14 protein-coding genes are annotated in these 17,078 nt (G+C 71.0%); all 14 read right to left on the bottom strand.

Features of this window, described 5'->3' with window-relative positions; all coding sequences use genetic code 11:
- Positions 1-265: 265 nt before the first annotated feature.
- Complete coding sequence (locus tag IG54_RS0131005) at positions 266-1,573, bottom strand: MraY family glycosyltransferase (RefSeq protein ID WP_037898061.1); 1,308 nt, start codon at positions 1,571-1,573, stop codon at positions 266-268.
- 130 nt (positions 1,574-1,703) lie between these two features.
- Positions 1,704-2,975, bottom strand: coding sequence for a serine hydroxymethyltransferase (glyA, locus tag IG54_RS0131000; protein WP_030792122.1), 1,272 nt, complete (start codon positions 2,973-2,975; stop codon positions 1,704-1,706).
- 78 nt (positions 2,976-3,053) lie between these two features.
- Positions 3,054-3,707, bottom strand: coding sequence for a low molecular weight phosphatase family protein (locus IG54_RS0130995; RefSeq protein WP_030792120.1), 654 nt, complete (start codon positions 3,705-3,707; stop codon positions 3,054-3,056).
- Complete coding sequence (locus tag IG54_RS0130990) at positions 3,704-4,351, bottom strand: L-threonylcarbamoyladenylate synthase (protein ID WP_030792118.1); 648 nt, start codon at positions 4,349-4,351, stop codon at positions 3,704-3,706. Before IG54_RS0130990 ends, IG54_RS0130995 begins: the two co-directional genes overlap by 4 nt.
- 46 nt (positions 4,352-4,397) lie before the next feature.
- A complete protein-coding gene (gene prmC, locus IG54_RS0130985; RefSeq protein ID WP_030792115.1) occupies positions 4,398-5,237 on the bottom strand; it encodes a peptide chain release factor N(5)-glutamine methyltransferase in 840 nt (279 codons plus the stop codon).
- 81 nt (positions 5,238-5,318) lie between these two features.
- Entirely contained in the window at positions 5,319-6,395 is a 1,077-nt protein-coding gene (prfA, locus tag IG54_RS0130980; protein ID WP_030792112.1) for a peptide chain release factor 1, read from the bottom strand.
- A gap of 129 nt (positions 6,396-6,524) precedes the next feature.
- Positions 6,525-6,746, bottom strand: coding sequence for a 50S ribosomal protein L31 (gene rpmE / locus IG54_RS0130975; RefSeq protein ID WP_030792109.1), 222 nt, complete (start codon positions 6,744-6,746; stop codon positions 6,525-6,527).
- Positions 6,747-6,894: 148 nt separating this feature from the next.
- Entirely contained in the window at positions 6,895-8,007 is a 1,113-nt protein-coding gene (locus IG54_RS0130970; protein ID WP_030792106.1) for an LCP family protein, read from the bottom strand.
- 322 nt (positions 8,008-8,329) lie between these two features.
- Positions 8,330-10,429, bottom strand: a complete 2,100-nt coding sequence (gene rho / locus IG54_RS0130965) for a transcription termination factor Rho (RefSeq protein WP_030792103.1) — start codon at positions 10,427-10,429, stop codon at positions 8,330-8,332.
- A gap of 388 nt (positions 10,430-10,817) precedes the next feature.
- On the bottom strand, positions 10,818-11,735 hold the full coding sequence (thrB, locus tag IG54_RS0130960) for a homoserine kinase (protein ID WP_030792100.1): 918 nt from the start codon (positions 11,733-11,735) through the stop codon (positions 10,818-10,820).
- A 282-nt stretch (positions 11,736-12,017) separates the two neighbouring features.
- Positions 12,018-13,076, bottom strand: a complete 1,059-nt coding sequence (gene thrC, locus IG54_RS0130955) for a threonine synthase (RefSeq protein WP_030792097.1) — start codon at positions 13,074-13,076, stop codon at positions 12,018-12,020.
- A gap of 6 nt (positions 13,077-13,082) precedes the next feature.
- The gene (locus tag IG54_RS0130950; RefSeq protein ID WP_030792094.1) at positions 13,083-14,375 is read right to left on the bottom strand and encodes a homoserine dehydrogenase; all 1,293 of its coding nucleotides are present in this window, start codon (positions 14,373-14,375) and stop codon (positions 13,083-13,085) included.
- A gap of 103 nt (positions 14,376-14,478) precedes the next feature.
- Complete coding sequence (gene lysA, locus IG54_RS0130945) at positions 14,479-15,870, bottom strand: diaminopimelate decarboxylase (protein WP_030792091.1); 1,392 nt, start codon at positions 15,868-15,870, stop codon at positions 14,479-14,481.
- 42 nt (positions 15,871-15,912) lie between these two features.
- A complete protein-coding gene (gene nrtL, locus IG54_RS0130940) occupies positions 15,913-16,986 on the bottom strand; it encodes an ArgS-related anticodon-binding protein NrtL (RefSeq protein ID WP_030792088.1) in 1,074 nt (357 codons plus the stop codon).
- Between the last annotated feature and the right edge of the window lie 92 nt (positions 16,987-17,078).

Raw genomic sequence — 17,078 nt, 5'->3', positions numbered from 1 at the left:
GCAGCTCCTCCGGCGGAATTTGGGGACGTGGCATTGCGATCGTCGAGCGAAGGTCGAGCGAAGGCCTTGGCCCGGACACGTAGAGGCGCACCTCACCAAGGCGGCCGATCTCGTCGGGGCCGCCCCAATATATCTCGGGTTCTCGTGAACCGTATCACAAACTATTTGATGCAGTCTTTACCTGAAAGTGTGCTCACCATCACACGAACGGGCCACCCAGCGTGTTTCGCCATGGACCCGAGCGCGTCACAGGTGCTAGCCGCACCTACTCCCGCTCGTGCGACCGTACACGGGGCCTCTCGGACACCGCGGTACTGCCGTGCAGCTTCAGGGCGCTCAGCTCGCGCACCGGGGCCACGGGCGCGGTGAGGGCGGCGGGCGCCTCCTGGGCGGCGCTCTCCGCGCGGCGGCGCCGGTACCGCGGCGGCACGAAGGACTCGGCCCAGCGCGGGGTGCGCGGGGTGAAGCGCGGCAGCAGGAGCAGTACGAGGCCCAGCGCGCTCAGCGCGACGATGAGCAGCAGGATCCACACGCTGGTGGAGTGCACCGAGTACGCGACCGTGCCGAAGGCGATGAGCGCCGACCAGAAGTACATGATCAGGACCGCGCGGCTGTGCGAGTGGCCGATCTCCAGGAGCCGGTGGTGCAGGTGGCCGCGGTCCGCCGCGAAGGGCGACTTGCCGTTCCAGGTGCGCCGCACGATCGCGAGCACCAGGTCGGCGAAGGGGATCGCGATGATCGTCAGCGGCATCAGGAGCGGGATGAAGACCGGCAGCATCGCGTGGGTGGCGTCGCGGGTGCCGCCGAAGTTCAGCTTCATGGCGTCCGGGTCGACCTGCCCGGTGACGGAGATGGCGCCCGCCGCGAGGATCAGCCCGATCAGCATCGACCCCGAGTCGCCCATGAAGATCCGGGCGGGGTGCATGTTGTGCGGCAGGAAGCCGAGGCACATGCCCATGAGGATCGCGGCGAAGAGGGTCGCGGGGGCCGCGGACTCGATGCCGTAGCCGTACCAGATGCGGTAGGCGTACATGAAGGACGCGGCGGAGGCGATGCAGACCATGCCCGCCGCGAGGCCGTCGAGGCCGTCCACGAAGTTGACGGCGTTGATGGTGATGACGACGAGCGCGACCGTCAGCAGCGTGCCCTGGCCGGAGGTCAGCGAGACCGTGCCGACGCCGGGGACCGGGATCCACAGGATCGTCAGGCCCTGCATCACCATGACGCCGGCGGCGATCATCTGGCCGCCGAGCTTGATCAGGGCGTCGATCTCGAACTTGTCGTCCAGGACGCCGATCAGCCAGATCAGCGCCGCTCCGGAGAGCAGGGCGCGCGGCTCGTTGGAGTTCTCGAAGACCGCGTTCAGGTTCGGCAGGTGGTCGGCGACCAGCAGGCCCGCGCACAGGCCGAAGAACATCGCGATCCCGCCGAGCCGGGGCGTGGGCTCCCGGTGCACGTCACGAGCGCGGATCTCCGGCATCGCGCCGGCCACGATCGCGAACTTCCGCACCGGCCCGGTCAGCAAGTAGGTCACCGCGGCCGTGATGCAGAGCGTCAGCAGGTATTCACGCACGGGCTTCCCCACAGGTATCGCTGGCCATCTCAGCCCCACACCCTAGCTTTGCGCGCATACGGTTGGGGACTTCCGGGTAGCGACGATGGTTGCACGAATGCGCCTGCGTCCCTGACGCGGCTACCCCGTCCTATCCCGGATACGGCGGAAATCTCCCCGCCAGTTCACGGACCTCTTCTCGTACGTTCGGGATCTCCGCGGCGTCACGGACCGCGTCGGCCAGCAGGCCGGCGATCCGTGCCATCTCGGGGGCGGTCATGCCCTGGGTCGTGACGGCGGCGCTGCCGAGGCGCAGCCCGCGGGCCTCGCCGTGCGGCAGCGCGCAGGTGTCCAGGACGATACCGGCCGCCGCGAGCCTGCCCCGGGCGGTGTGCGCCTCGACGCCGAGGGGCGCGGGGTCGGCCAGCACCAGGTGGGTGTCCGTGCCGTCGGTGGTGACCGCGAACCCGCCCGCGGCCAGGCCCTCCGCCAGCGTCCGCGCGTTGGCGACGACCTGATGGGCGTACGCCGTGAAGGCGGGTGCCGCCGCCTCGCCGAACGCGACGGCCTTGGCGGCGATCGTGTGCATCTGGGCGCCGCCCTGCGTGAACGGGAAGACCGCCCGGTCGATCCGTTCCGCCAGGTCCGCCCCGCACAGCAGGAGGCCGCCCCGGGGGCCGCGCAGGACCTTGTGGGTGGTGGCGCAGACGACGTCGGCGTGCGGCACCGGGTTGGGCGCCGCTCCCCCGGCGACCAGGCCCATGGGGTGCGCCGCGTCGGCGATGAGATAGGCGCCCACGTCGTCGGCGATCTCCCGGAAGGCCGCGTAGTCGATGTGCCGCGGATAGGAGATCGAGCCGCAGACGATCGCCTTGGGGCGGTGGCTGCGGGCGAGGGTGTGCACCTGGTCGTAGTCGATCAGCCCGCTCTCGGCGTCGACGCCGTAGCCGACGAAGTCGAACCACCGCCCGGAGAAGTTCGCGGGCGAGCCGTGCGTGAGGTGGCCGCCGTACGGCAGGCCCATCGCGAGGACGGTGTCGCCGGGGCGCAGCAGCGCGGCGTACGCGGCGAGGACGGCGGAGGACCCGGAGTGCGCCTGCACGTTGGCGTGTTCGGCGCCGAAGAGGGCCTTGGCGCGGTCGACGGCGATCCGCTCGGCGATGTCGACCAGTTCGCAGCCGCCGTGGTGGCGGGCGCCGGGGTAGCCCTCGGCGTACTTGTTGGCGAGCGGGGAGCCGAGGGCGGTCAGGACGGCGGGCGAGGTGAAGTTCTCGGCGGCCACCAGCTGGAGCCCCTCGGCCTGCCGGGCGGCCTCGGCGATGAGGACGTCGGCCAGCTCGGGGTCCTGTCGGCGCAGCGCGTCGAGATCGGTGTACGACGCCTCGTGGGCGGTGGGTGCGGTGCTGACCGTGCTGAGCGGCATCGTGGGCTCCGGGGCCTGGCGGGGGTGACCTCAGAATCCAATGTAGGCCCGTGACCGCGGGCCCGCGCGTGCCCGCGGCTACATGTGTGCGGGCACCCCGGTCAGCGCCGTCACGACGGGGTCGAGGGCCTGGTTGATCTCGTCGCCCACGGACCGGAAGAACGGCAGGGGCGCGCCGTAGGGGTCGTACACCTCGTCGGCCTCCACGTTGGGTGCGAGCAGCCAGCCGCGCAGGGCGGCGGCGGCCCGCACCAGGGCGCGGGCGCGCTCCACCACGCCGTTGCCGTCCGGCTCCGGCAGGGTCGTCGGGTCTATGGCCCGCACCAGCCGGGTGAACTCCTTGAGCGTGAAGGTGCGCAGGCCCGCCGAGTGGCCCATGGAGATGACCTGCGCCCGGTGGTCGCGGGTGGCGGTCAGGACCAGGTCGGCGCGGATGACGTGGTCGTCGAGCAGCTCGCGCCCCATGAAGCCGGTGGGGTCCGCCCCGAAGTCGGCGAGGACCGTCTCGGCGTTGGTCTCCATGGGCGCGCCCTCGTGGCCCCAGGTGCCCGCGCTCTCCACGATCAGGCCGCCGGTGAGGGGGTCGCCGAGGCGGTCGGCCAGGGCGTGCCGGGTCAGCCGCTCGGTGATCGGCGAGCGGCAGACGTTGCCGGTGCTGACGTGGAGGATGCGGAAGGTGCCCGCGGAGCCCGGGAAGCCCGTTATGCCACGCCCCGTCTCAGGGGCGGTCAATTCGCCACCTCGAGGTCGGGTACCACCTTGCGCAGCTCGTCCGCGTCCAGGGCGCCCGCGCGGAGCAGCACCGGCACCCTGCCCGTGACGTCGACGATGGAGGAGGGGACGATGCCGGGGGTCGGGCCGCCGTCCAGGTACACCGAGACGGAGTCGCCCAGCATGTCCTGTGCGGCGTCGCAGTCCTCGGGGGCGGGGTGCCCGGTGAGGTTGGCGGAGGAGACGGCCATCGGGCCGACCTCGGTGAGCAGTTCGATGGCGACGGGGTGCAGCGGCATGCGGATGGCGACCGTGCCGCGGGTGTCGCCGAGGTCCCACTGGAGGGACGGCTGCTGCTTGGCGACCAGGGTCAGGGCGCCGGGCCAGAAGGCGTCGACCAGCTCCCAGGCCATCTCGGAGAAGTCGGTGACCAGGCCGTGCAGGGTGTTCGGGGAGCCGATGAGGACGGGGGTGGGCATGTTGCGGCCGCGGCCCTTGGCGTCGAGCAGGTCGGCGCAGGCCTCCGGGCTGAAGGCGTCGGCGCCGATGCCGTAGACGGTGTCGGTGGGCAGCACGACCAGCTCGCCGCGGCGGACGGCGGACGCGGCCTCGCGCAGACCGGTCGAGCGGTCGGTCGCGTCGTTGGTGTCGTATCGCCGTGCCATTAGCGGGCCTCCTCGTACACGTACTGCTGCCTTGAAGTCATGATTGTCACGGCATCGCCTTGCGGGCGGTCGCGAAGCGCGGCCTGTTGTTGAGGTCGGGGTGGTCGGCCGCGTCGGCCCAGCCCCGTTCCTCGGTGAAGATCCAGGGGACCTGGCCGCCCTGGGTGTCGGCGTGTTCGATGACGACGACGCCACCCGGGCGCAGGAGCCGGTGGGCGGTGCGCTCGATACCGCGGATCAGTTCGAGTCCGTCCTCACCGGAGAACAGGGCGAGCTGGGGGTCGTAGTCACGGGCCTCCGGGGCGACGTACTCCCATTCGGTGAGCGGGATGTACGGCGGGTTGGAGACCACCAGGTCGACCTGGCCGTCCAGCTCGGGGAACGCGTCGAGGGCGTCGCCCTGGACGAGCTTGACCCTGGACCCCTCGACGTTCTTGCGCGTCCACTTCAGGGCGTCCTCGGACAGCTCCACGGCGTGCACGCGCGAGCGCGGCACCTCCTGGGCCAGGGCGAGCGCGATGGCGCCGGAACCGGTGCACAAATCGACGATGAGCGGCTCGACGACGTCCATCGCGCGCACCGCGTCTATGGCCCAGCCGACCACCGACTCGGTCTCCGGGCGCGGCACGAAGACGCCGGGTCCGACCTGGAGTTCCAGGTAGCGGAAGTAGGCGCGCCCGGTGATGTGCTGGAGCGGCTCGCGGGCCTCACGGCGCGCGATCGTCTCCCAGTAGCGGGCGTCGAAGTCGGCGTCCTTGACGGTGTGCAGCTGGCCCCGCTTCACGCCGTGCACGAAGGCGGCCAGCTCCTCCGCGTCGTTGCGCGGCGAGGGCACGCCGGCGTCGGCCAGCCGCTGGGTGGCCTGGGCCACTTCCGCGAGCAGCACGCTGCGGGGGTTTGGGGGTCGCCCCCCAATATGTTGCTGCACGCTGGTCCTCCGGGACAGGTCGTACGAGGGATGGGGGCGTCAGGCTGCCGCGAGCTTGGCCGCGGAGTCCGCGTCGACGCACGCCTGGATGACCGCGTCGAGTTCGCCGTCGAGCACCTGGTCCAAGTTGTACGCCTTGAAGCCGACGCGGTGGTCCGAGATCCGGTTTTCGGGGAAGTTGTACGTCCGGATCTTCTCGGAGCGGTCGACGGTGCGGACCTGGCTGCGGCGGGCGTCCGCGGCCTTGCTCTCCGCTTCCTCCTGGGCGGCCGCGAGCAGCCTGGAGCGCAGGATGCGCATGGCCTGCTCCTTGTTCTGGAGCTGGCTCTTCTCGTTCTGGCAGGAGGCGACGACGCCCGTGGGCAGGTGCGTGATGCGCACCGCGGAGTCGGTGGTGTTGACGGACTGGCCGCCGGGGCCCGAGGAGCGGTAGACGTCGATCCTGAGGTCGTTCGCGTGGATCTCGACGTCGATCTCCTCGGCCTCGGGCGTCACCAGGACGCCGGCGGCGGAGGTGTGGATGCGGCCCTGCGACTCGGTGGAGGGCACGCGCTGCACGCGGTGCACGCCGCCCTCGTACTTCAGCCGGGCCCAGACGCCCTGGCCGGGCTCGGTGGCGCCCTGGCCGCCCTTGGTCTTCACGGCGACCTGGACGTCCTTGTAGCCGCCCAGCTCGGACTCGGTGGAGTCGATGATCTCGGTCTTCCAGCCGACGCGCTCAGCGTACCGCAGGTACATGCGCAGCAGGTCACCGGCGAACAGGGCGGACTCGTCGCCGCCCGCGCCCGCCTTGATCTCCAGGATGACGTCCTTGTCGTCGGACGGGTCCCGGGGCACGAGCAGCAGCCGCAGCTTCTCGGTGATCTCCTCGCGGCGGCGCTCCAGGTCCTTGACCTCGGCGGCGAACTCGGGGTCGTCGGCTCCCAGCTCGCGGGCGGTCTCGATGTCGTCCCCGGTCTGCTTCCAGGAGCGGTACGTCGCGACGATCGGGGTCAGCTCGGCGTAGCGCTTGTTGAGCTTGCGCGCGTTGGCCTGGTCGGCGTGGACCGACGGGTCGGCGAGCTTCTTCTCGAGATCGGCGTGTTCGCCGATCAGTTCCTCGACCGCCTCGAACATCGGGGGCTCCTGGTTTTCTGCGCGAAGGTTCTCCGCGCGAGGTTCTACGCGAATTGGCTGCGGGACGGCAAAAGCGCCGGTCCCGGCCACCCCCTCCCGAGGGCGGCCGATGACCGGCGCAGTGGCTCGCTACTTCTTGGCAGCCGCGGCCTTGCCGAAGCGGGCCTCGAAGCGGGCCACGCGGCCACCGGTGTCGAGGATCTTCTGCTTGCCCGTGTAGAACGGGTGGCACTCGGAGCAGACCTCGGCACGGACGGTGCCGCTGGAGATCGTGCTGCGGGTGGTGAACTCGGCGCCGCAGGTGCAGCTGACCTGGGTCTCGACGTACTCGGGGTGGATGTCGCGCTTCAAGGTGTCTCCTAGTTTCGGGAGGGCGCCGGGTCGTACGCGCGGATTGCTCGTACGTGAACCGGGGCCGACGTACCAGTCTGCCAGGACCGGCCGTATCTCCCAAAACGGGGGTAGGTGCCGTTCTATTCCGGGCGGGTTCCGGGCCGGGTCAGTGACCGGCCACCACGGCGCCCACGTCGCCCTTGTCGCCGGCCGACTTCTCGGTGGCGGACTTGGGTATGGCCCTGTCGGCCCTGAGGGCGTCCCAGACCTGCTGGTCGGCTTCCTCCAGGGGCAGGACGCGGTTGGGGTCGGCGGGGTCGTACTGGATGGGCAGCGTGACCATCTTCATGTCACCGGCGCCGATGCCCTTGAGGCCGTTCGCGAAGCTCGCGAGGCTCTTGACGTCGTTCAGGTCGGAGTCGGTGGTGATGGCGCTGGTCGCGTCGTTGGCCAGGTCGAACAGCTTCTTGGGGTTGCTGAAGACTCCGACGTCCTTGACCTGGTCGAGCAGGGCCTTGATGAAGGCCTGCTGGAGCTGGATGCGGCCGAGGTCGCTGCCGTCGCCGACGCCGTGGCGGGTGCGGACCAGGCCGAGCGCCTGCTCACCGTTCAGGGTGTGGGTGCCGGCGTCCAGGTCGAGGTGGCTGTCCTTGTCGCGGATGTCCTTCTTGGTGGTGATGTCGACGCCGCCGAGGGTGTCGATGAGCTTCTTGAAGCCCGTGAAGTCCACCTCGACGTAGTGGTCCATCCTGATGCCGGACATCTTCTCGACGGTCTTGACGGCGCAGGCGGGGCCGCCGACCTCGTACGCCGTGTTGAACATCTGCCGCTGGGCACCCGGCGCGTCCTTGCCCTCGTCGGTCGTGCAGTCCGGCCTGGATATGAGGGTGTCGCGGGGTATGGAGACGACGCTGGCCTTCTTGTGGCCCTTGTAGACGTGGACGATCATCGCCGTGTCGGAGCGGGCGGCACCCTCGTCCTTGCCGTACTTGGCGTTCTTCCCGGAGCGGGAGTCGGAGCCGAGGACGAGGATGTCCTGGGAGCCGTTGTCGATGTCCGCGGGCCGGTCCGTGCCGAGGGCGGCGTTGATGTCCACGCCCTTGATGTTGCCGTTGAGCTTGAAGTAGACGACGCCGAGGCCCGTGCCGCCGAGGACGACCACCGAGGCCGCGGCCCATGCCGAGAGGACGAGCACCTTCTTGCGCTTGTCGCGCGGCTTGCGGCGGCGGCCGCGCTTTCCCCGCCTGCCCGCGGCGGCGGCTCTGCTCTCGTCGGTCATGCGCCCCTCAGTCCTCGTCGGTCGGATACCCCCTGATTTCAGGGTCAAGCGTGGCTTTCCGTCACTTGTCAGACGGGAAATCCGGAAGAAGGGTTGCACGGCGCCCTGTGCGCGCCCCGGGTTCACCTCGCTACCCAGCGTGCCCCCTGCTGCCCCCTTTTCAGCCCTTCACCAGCGCTTTCGTACCGAACGGCGCTGCCGTCGGCGACCGTGAGGATCTCTTAGCCGTGTGGCCAAGGTCTCGGCAAACAGAAGGGGCCGGCCCCGTCGAATGACGGGACCGGCCCTTTCCGGTCACCTTGTTCCAGGCGCCCGCACCAGGTCAGTCGTTGCCGTTGCCCGGAGCCGGGGTCGTCTTCTGGATCTGGAGCAGGAACTCGGCGTTCGACTTCGTCTGCTTCATCTTGTCCAGGAGCAGCTCGATCGCCTGCTGCTGGTCGAGCGCGTGCAGCACACGGCGCAGCTTCCAGGTGATGGCCAGCTCGTCGCTGCCGAGCAGGATCTCTTCCTTACGGGTACCGGACGCGTCCACGTCCACCGCCGGGAAGATGCGCTTGTCCGCGAGCTTGCGGTCGAGCTTCAGCTCGGCGTTGCCGGTGCCCTTGAACTCCTCGAAGATCACCTCGTCCATGCGGGAGCCGGTGTCGACGAGCGCGGTCGCGAGGATGGTCAGCGAGCCGCCGTCCTCGATGTTGCGCGCGGCACCGAAGAAGCGCTTGGGCGGGTACAGCGCCGTCGAGTCGACACCACCGGACAGGATGCGGCCGGAGGCCGGCGCCGCCAGGTTGTAGGCACGGCCCAGACGCGTGATCGAGTCGAGCAGCACGACGACGTCGTGGCCCAGCTCCACCAGCCGCTTGGCACGCTCGATGGCCAGCTCGGCGACCGTGGTGTGGTCCTCGGCCGGGCGGTCGAAGGTCGAGGAGATGACCTCGCCCTTGACCGACCGCTGCATGTCGGTGACCTCTTCCGGACGCTCGTCGACCAGGACGACCATCAGGTGGCACTCGGGGTTGTTGTGCGTGATCGCGTTGGCGATCGCCTGCATGATCATGGTCTTGCCGGTCTTCGGCGGGGCCACGATCAGACCGCGCTGCCCCTTACCGATGGGCGCGACGAGGTCGATGATGCGGGTGGTGAGCACGCCCGGGTCGGTCTCCAGGCGGAGCCGGTCCTGCGGGTAAAGGGGCGTCAGCTTGTTGAACTCCGGTCGCCCGCGCCCGGATTCGGCCGCCATGCCGTTGGCCGAGTCGAGGCGGACGAGCGCGTTGAACTTCTCGCGGCGCTCGCCGTCCTTGGGCTGGCGGACCGCGCCGGTGACGTGGTCGCCCTTGCGCAGGCCGTTCTTGCGGACCTGGGCCAGCGAGACGTACACGTCGTTGGGGCCGGGGAGGTAGCCCGACGTACGGATGAACGCGTAGTTGTCGAGGATGTCCAGGATGCCCGCGACGGGGATCAGGACGTCGTCGTCGGAGACCTGCGGCTCGTTGCCGAAGCCCTGCTCGTCGCGGCCGCGACGGCCACGGCGGTCGCGGTAGCGGCCGCGGCGGCCACGGCGTCCGCCCTCGAAGTCGTCGTCATCCTGCGGGCCGTTGTCACGCTGACGGTCCTGCCGGTCCTGACGGCCGCCGCCACCCTGCTGCTGGCGGTCCTGACGGTCCTGGCGATCCTGCCGGTCGGGGCGGTCCTGACGGCCGCCGCCCTGCTGCTCGTCGCCCTTGTTGCCGCGGCGGTCGCGGTCACGGCCGCGGCCCTGGCGGTCACGGCGGTCGCGGCGGCCCTCGGCGTTGTCGCCGCCCGAGCCGTCGCCGCCCTTGTCGCCGGACGCGTCGCCCTTGGCCTCGGCCTTGGGCTCGGCCTTCGCCTCGGCGGTGACGGTCTCCGGGCTGCCCGCGTCGGCGGTGGCCCGGCGCCGGCGGCGCTCACCGGCGGGCTGGTCGTCTCCGCCGCGCTCGGCGTCGCTCGTGCGGGCGGGGCCGCCGGCGGGCTGACCGGGGATGTCGATCTGCTGCTGGGCGGGGGCCTTCTCGGCCTTGCCGCTCTCGGCGTTCTCCGCCTTGACGGCCTTGCTCGGCTTCCCGGCGCTCTCCGCGGCGTCCTCGCCCGTACGGGCCTTCGAGGTGGCCCGGCGCTTGGGCTTGGTCTCGGCGGTGTCGCCGGAGGGCGCGGCGCTCTTCGCCGGGGCTCCGCCCCCTGCCTGCGCCTCCTTGATGACCTCGATCAGCTGGCTCTTGCGCATGCGCCCGGTTCCCTTGATCCCAAGGCCCGAGGCGACCTGCTGGAGTTCCGCCAGCACCATGCCCTCAAGGCCGGTGCCGCGGCGCCGCCGGGACCCGGCCGAAGCACCGGTGGCAGGCGCCGCGGAGGCGTCCGTGGCGGGCGTGTCGGCAGTCACGCCCATCAGATCGGTGGTGTCGCTCACGAAGGGTCCTTCCCTGGAGCGGACGTCGGCCTGTCTGGCTCGGCGACCGGTTGTGCTGTCCGGAGGTCCTATGCGTATGGACCATGCCGGGGCGGTGGTCCGCCAACGAGGCGGAAGAATTCATTGGTGATGGCGATTCCCGGTGCGGTGCCACTGAGGTGCGGTGTCACGCGGCTCGGTCACGCCGGTTCCGGAGCGTGCTCAGGACCGCTCAGTGCGGGGCACGAAGCAGTTTGGGAGGCTCCCGGAAGAATGGTTGTCCCGGACGGGGACACAAAGCACCTCGCCATGGTGAGGTCGGGTGCAGACTTGAGATTAACACTACCGGATCCAACAAACATTCCCCCTCTCGGGACCGGGACACCCCGAAATCCCTGTGTTCACCGCGTCAGGACGCGAGCGGCAGCACGCTCGCTCCTCTGGCGTCGAGTGCCAGGCGGTTGGCCGCCCAGCCCTCTCCCGCCAGGCGTGCGACCTTGTCGGCCGCACTGTCTTCGGCCAGCGCGAGGACCGTGGGGCCCGCGCCGGAGATCACCGCGGGCACACCGTCGGCGCGCAGCCGCTCCACCAGGGCGGCGCTCTCCGGCATGGCCGGGGCGCGGTACTCCTGGTGCAGGCGGTCCTCGGTGGCGGGAAGCAGCAGCTCGGGGCGCCTGGTCAGGGCCTCGACGAGCAGGGCCGCCCGGCCCGCGTTGGCGGCGGCGTCGACGTGCGGGACGGTGCGCGGCAGCAGGCCGCGCGCCGTCTCGGTGAGGACGGGCTTCCCGGGGACGAAGACCACTGGAACGATGGAATCGGCGGGATCCATCCGGATCGCCCGCGCCGCTCCCCCGTCCATCCAGGAGAGCGTGAAACCGCCGAGCAGACAGGCGGCGACGTTGTCCGGATGGCCCTCGATCTCGGTGGCGAGTTCGAGGAGAGCCGCGTCGTCGAGCTTGGCCTCGCCGCCTATCGTCACGGCGCGGGCGGCGACGATGCCCGCGCAGATGGCGGCGGACGAGGAGCCGAGGCCGCGGCCGTGCGGGATGCGGTTGGCGCAGACGATCTCCAGGCCGCGCGGCTGTCCGCCGAGCAGGTCGAAGGCCGTGCGCAGGGAGCGTACGAGCAGGTGCGACTCGTCGCGCGGGAGGGTTTCACCGCCCTCTCCGGCGATGTCGATGTTCAGGCCGGAGTCGGCCACCCGGACGACCACGTCGTCGTACAGACCCAGCGACAGGCCCAGGGCATCGAAGCCCGGACCGAGGTTGGCGCTGGTGGCGGGGACGCGCACCCGGACGGCGGCGGCGCGGAACGCTGGACCGGCCATCGCTCGATGACTCTCCTTGAGCTGCGTGTTTGTGAGGCTGCGTAGTTTTCGTACGTGCCACATGTACGGAAAGACCCGAAGGCCGCGAACAACGGCGGCACCGCGGCATATGCGGCGGGGCGGGTTCGGTACAGCCTATCGAAGGAAGGTTCTGTGGCGACATAGGGCGCACAGGAGGCGCACGATGCGTGTCGTATGCCCCCTGTGCCACCCCCCTGTGCACAGGCGCGGGTTCGCCGCTGAGGAGCGGGTTTCGCCGCTTCCTCGCGGGTTCCGCCGCGGTTACGCCAGGCCGAGGCGTTCGGCCGCGGTCGCCGCGTCGACCGGCACGGTGACCGGCTGCGGGGCGCCCGCGACGGCCCAGTCCGGGTCCTTGAGGCCGTTGCCCGTGACCGTGCAGACGATGCGCTGGCCGGGGTCGACCTTGCCCTGCTCGGCGGCCTTCAGCAGACCGGCGACCGAGGCGGCCGACGCGGGCTCCACGAAGACACCTTCCTGGGACGCCAACAGCTTGTAGGCGCGCAGGATCTCACGGTCCGTCACCTCGTCGATGAGGCCGCCCGACTCGTCGCGCGCGGCGAGCGCGTACTGCCACGAGGCGGGGTTGCCGATGCGAATCGCGGTGGCGATCGTCGAGGGGTCCTTGACGATCTCGCCGCGCACGATGGGCGCCGAACCGGAGGCCTGGAAGCCCCACATCCGGGGGGTACGCGTCGACACCGAGTCGGCCGCGTACTCCTTGTAGCCCTTCCAGTAGGCGGTGATGTTGCCGGCGTTGCCGACGGGAAGGACGTGGATGTCGGGGGCGTCGCCGAGGGCGTCGACGATCTCGAAGGAGGCGGTCTTCTGGCCCTCGATGCGGAACGGGTTGACGGAGTTGACCAGCGCAACCGGGTAGTTCTCGGAGAGGGCGCGCGCGAGGTTCAGGCAGTCGTCGAAGTTGCCGTCGACCTGGAGGATCTTCGAGCCGTAGACGAGCGCCTGGCCCATCTTGCCGAGCGCGATCTTGCCCTGCGGGACGAGGACCGCGCAGACCATGCCCGCGCGGACGGCGTAGGCGGCGGCGGACGCCGACGTGTTGCCGGTGGAGGCGCAGATGACGGCCTTCGCGCCCTCCTCCTTGGCCTTGGTGATCGCCATGGTCATGCCGCGGTCCTTGAAGGACCCCGTGGGGTTCGCGCCCTCGACCTTGAGGTGCACCTCGCAGCCCGTGCGCTCCGAGAGGACCTGCGCGGGTACGAGCGGCGTGCCGCCCTCGCGAAGCGTCACGACCGGCGTGGTGTCCGAGACCGGGAGACGGTCCCGGTACTCCTCGATGATTCCGCGCCACTGGTGGCTCATTGCTGCTTACTCCCCTTCAACCCGCATGATGCTGGCGACACCACGCACGGTGTCGAGTCTGCGCAGCGCGTCGACGGTGCCGGTGAGGGCGGCGTCGGGCGCGCGATGGGTGACGACGACGAGGGAGGCCTCGCCGTCCTTGCCCGTCTGACGGACCGTATCGATCGATACGCCGTGCTCGGCGAAGACCGTCGCGACCTGGGCGAGCACGCCCGGCTTGTCGGCCACGTCGAGGCTGATGTGGTAGCGCGTGACGACCTCACCCATGGAGCCCACGGGCAGCTGGGTGTACGCGGAGTCGCCTGGTCCGGTGGTCTCGGCGAGTTTGTTGCGGCAGACGGCGACGAGGTCGCCGAGGACGGCGGACGCGGTGGGCGCGCCGCCCGCGCCGGGCCCGTAGAACATGAGCTGTCCCGCGGCCTCCGCCTCGACGAACACGGCGTTGTACGCCTCGCGGACCGAGGCCAGCGGATGGCTGAGCGGAATCATCGCGGGATGCACGCGCGCGGTGACCGACTCGCCGTCGGCGGCCCGCTCGCAGATGGCGAGGAGTTTGATGGTGCAGCCCATGCGCTTCGCGGACGCGAAGTCGGCGGCGGTCACCTCGGTCATGCCCTCGCGGTACACGTCGTCGAGGCGTACGCGCGTGTGGAAGGCGATGCCGGCGAGGATCGCGGCCTTGGCGGCGGCGTCGAAGCCCTCGACGTCGGCGGTCGGGTCGGCCTCGGCGTACCCGAGCGCGGTGGCCTCGTCCAGGGCCTCCTGGTACCCGGCCCCCGTCGTGTCCATGGCGTCGAGGATGAAGTTGGTGGTGCCGTTCACGATGCCGAGGACGCGGTTGACCTTGTCGCCCGCCATGGACTCGCGCAGCGGCCGGATCAGCGGGATGGCACCGGCGACGGCTGCCTCGTAGTACAGGTCCCGCCCGTGCTCGGCGGCGGCCTCGTGCAGCGCGGCGCCGTCCTGCGCGATGAGCGCCTTGTTCGCGGAGACGACGGAGGCGCCGTGCTCGAACGCGGTGGTGATGAGGGTCCTGGCGGGCTCGATCCCGCCGATCACCTCGACGATGACGTCAATGTCACCGCGCTTGACCAGCGCGGTCGCGTCGGTGGTGATGAGGTCCGGGTCGATTCCCTCGCGCACCTTCGAGGGGCGGCGGACGGCGACCCCGGCCAGCTCCACCGGGGCGCCGATCCTGGCTGTGAGGTCGTCGGCGTGCGTCGTCATGATGCGCGCCACCTCTGAGCCGACAACCCCACAGCCCAGCAGCGCCACCTTCAGCGGACGCGTACGCATCATCCGACCTCACTTCTCTTACTTCTACGGTGGTCCCAGTCTCACCCACCGGAACGGACTTTCCGTCCAATGTCCGGATCCTGAGACATCTATTTCATCTTTTTCGTCATCCGACGTCGAGACGCAGGAGATCTTCCTCCGTCTCACGCCGGACGATCACCCGCGCCGCGCCGCCCTCGACGGCGACGACGGGCGGGCGAAGAGCGTGGTTGTAGTTGCTCGCCATGGAGCGGCAGTACGCGCCGGTCGCGGGGACGGCGATCAGGTCGCCGGGCGCGAGGTCGGCCGGCAGGAACGCGTCGCGTACGACGATGTCACCACTCTCGCAGTGCTTGCCGACGACGCGCACGAGCATGGGTTCGGCGTCGGAGGAGCGGGAGACCAGGGCGACGGTGTACTCGGCGTCGTAGAGCGCGGTGCGGATGTTGTCGGACATGCCGCCGTCCACGGAGACGTACGTACGCAGACCTTCGAGGGGCTTGATGGTGCCGACCTCGTAGAGCGTGAAGGCGGTCGGGCCGACGATGGCGCGTCCCGGTTCGACGGAGATGCGGGGGGTGCGGAGCCCGGCGGCCTCGCACTCGCGCGTGACGATCTCGCCCAGCGCCCTGGCGATCTCGTGCGGCTCGCGCGGGTCGTCCTCCGGGGTGTACGCGATACCGAGTCCACCGCCGAGGTCGATCTCGGGCAGCTCCACGCCGTGCTCGTCGCGCACCTCGGCGAGCAGCTGCACCACGCGGCGGGCGGAGACCTCGAACCCCGCCATGTCGAAGATCTGCGACCCGATGTGCGAGTGGATGCCGATCAGCTCGATCCCGTCGAGCGTGAGGGCGCGCCGCACGGCCTCCGCGGCCTGTCCCCCCGCCAGCGCGATGCCGAACTTCTGGTCCTCGTGCGCGGTCGCGATGAACTCGTGGGTGTGGGCCTCGACGCCCACGGTCACCCGGATCTGCACGCGCTGGCGCCGGCCGAGCCGCTCGGCGATGTGCGAGACGCGCACGATCTCCTGGAAGGAGTCGAGCACGATGCGCCCGACGCCGGCCTCGATCGCGCGGTGGATCTCGTCCTCGGTCTTGTTGTTCCCGTGGAAGGCGATGCGCTCGGCGGGCATGCCCGCGTCGAGGGCGGTGGTCAGCTCGCCGCCGCTGCACACATCGAGGTTGAGGCCTTCCTCGTGCAGCCAGCGCACGACGGCCCGCGACAGGAACGCCTTGCCGGCGTAGAAGACGTCGGCCTCGCGCCCGAAGGCGTCGCGCCAGGCGCGGCAGCGGGCGCGGAAGTCGGCCTCGTCGACGAAGTACGCGGGGGTGCCGAACTCCTCGGCCAGCCGCGTCACCTCGATGCCGCCCATGCTGACGACGCCCTCGGGGGTGCGGGTGACGGTGCGGGACCAGACCTTGGCGTCCAGGGCGTTGAGGTCGGTCGGCGGAGCGCTGTAGTGCCCCTCGGTCAGGACGTCGGCGTGGCGGGGCCCTGCGGGGTGTGCGGAACGGCTCATGGCTCGGTCGTCTCGTCTCTCACGGTGTCACGTATGACGGTGTCACAGGTAGTCGGGTGCGCTGACGCCGAGCAGGGACAGGCCACCGGCGAGCACCGTCCCGGCGGCTTCGGCGAGGGCGAGCCGGGCACGGTGGGCGGCCGAGGGTTTCTCGTCACCGAGGGGCAGGACGGTGTGCTGGTACGCGAGCAGGCCATCGGCGATCGCGACGAGATGCCGGGCGAGCCGGTCGGGGGCGCGGTCGCGGGCGGCGGCGGCGAGGACGGGGGGGTGGGCGGCGAGGTGCCCGAGCAGTTCGTGCGAGGCGGCCTCGTCGGGGGCGGGGCTTTGGAGGGGCCCCGGCGCGGAGTCGAAGCCCAGGGCGGCGGCGTTGCGGGTGAGGGCGCGGGAGCGGGCGTGGGCGTAGCGGACCCGGAAGAGGGGGTTGGTCTCGCGCTGCGCGAGGTGCTCGTCGCCGCCCTGCTCGGGCGTGATGCGGGGGTGGTCGTGGGCGGCGGGGTGCAGCAGGGCCCAGCGGCCGGCGTCGCGGCCGAGGCGGAGGGGGTCGGCCGGGGCGGGCACGGGCCGCAGGGTGGGGAGCGGCTCCGGGGGACGGCCGTACGCGTCGACGCGTACGCCGAGGGTGTCGACCCACTCCCGGTCGGGCGCCGCGTCCGAGGTGACGCGGACGAGGACTCCCTGGGAGCGCAGGATGCGGCGGGCGCTGTCGGCGACGACGACGGCGCGGACTTCGTGGGGGGTGTGGAGCTGGGCGAGCGCGCCGGTGTCGGGCCGGACGTGCCCGTAGGACTCCCCGCAGCGCAGGATGTCGCGTACGAGGGCCTCGGCGGGCGCGCCCGCGAGGGTGATGTTGAGGAAGCCGGGCCCGGTGATGTCGACCCCGGCGATCCCGGCCTCGGCGGCGAGCCACGGGGAGAGCAGCTCGGCGACTTCCCGGGGGGGCCTTCCGGCGTCGCGGGCGACCCGCAGGGCGAGGTTGGTGGCGTAGTCCCCACACCCGCCGGGCCGGGGCGGCTCGACCTTCACACGCTCCGGCACGTCCACGCACAGCTCGCCCGCGTCAACGGCATGGCGCATGGCGCGCAGCACGGTGCGGGAAAGCTCGACGGGGGTCACGGGACAAGCGTATGGGAGGAGGGGGGTGGGTCGGCGACTTGGTTTCTGGGTGGTCTTGGGATGTGGACGGGGTGGGGTGGGGGCGGGGGGGG

The sequence above is a fragment of the Streptomyces sp. NRRL S-920 genome, from assembly GCF_000717945.1.
GTDB classification, from domain to species: Bacteria; Actinomycetota; Actinomycetes; order Streptomycetales; family Streptomycetaceae; genus Streptomyces; species Streptomyces alboniger.
Note: the sequence above shows the minus strand (reverse complement) of the source record. Positions and strands in the feature narration are given on the sequence as shown.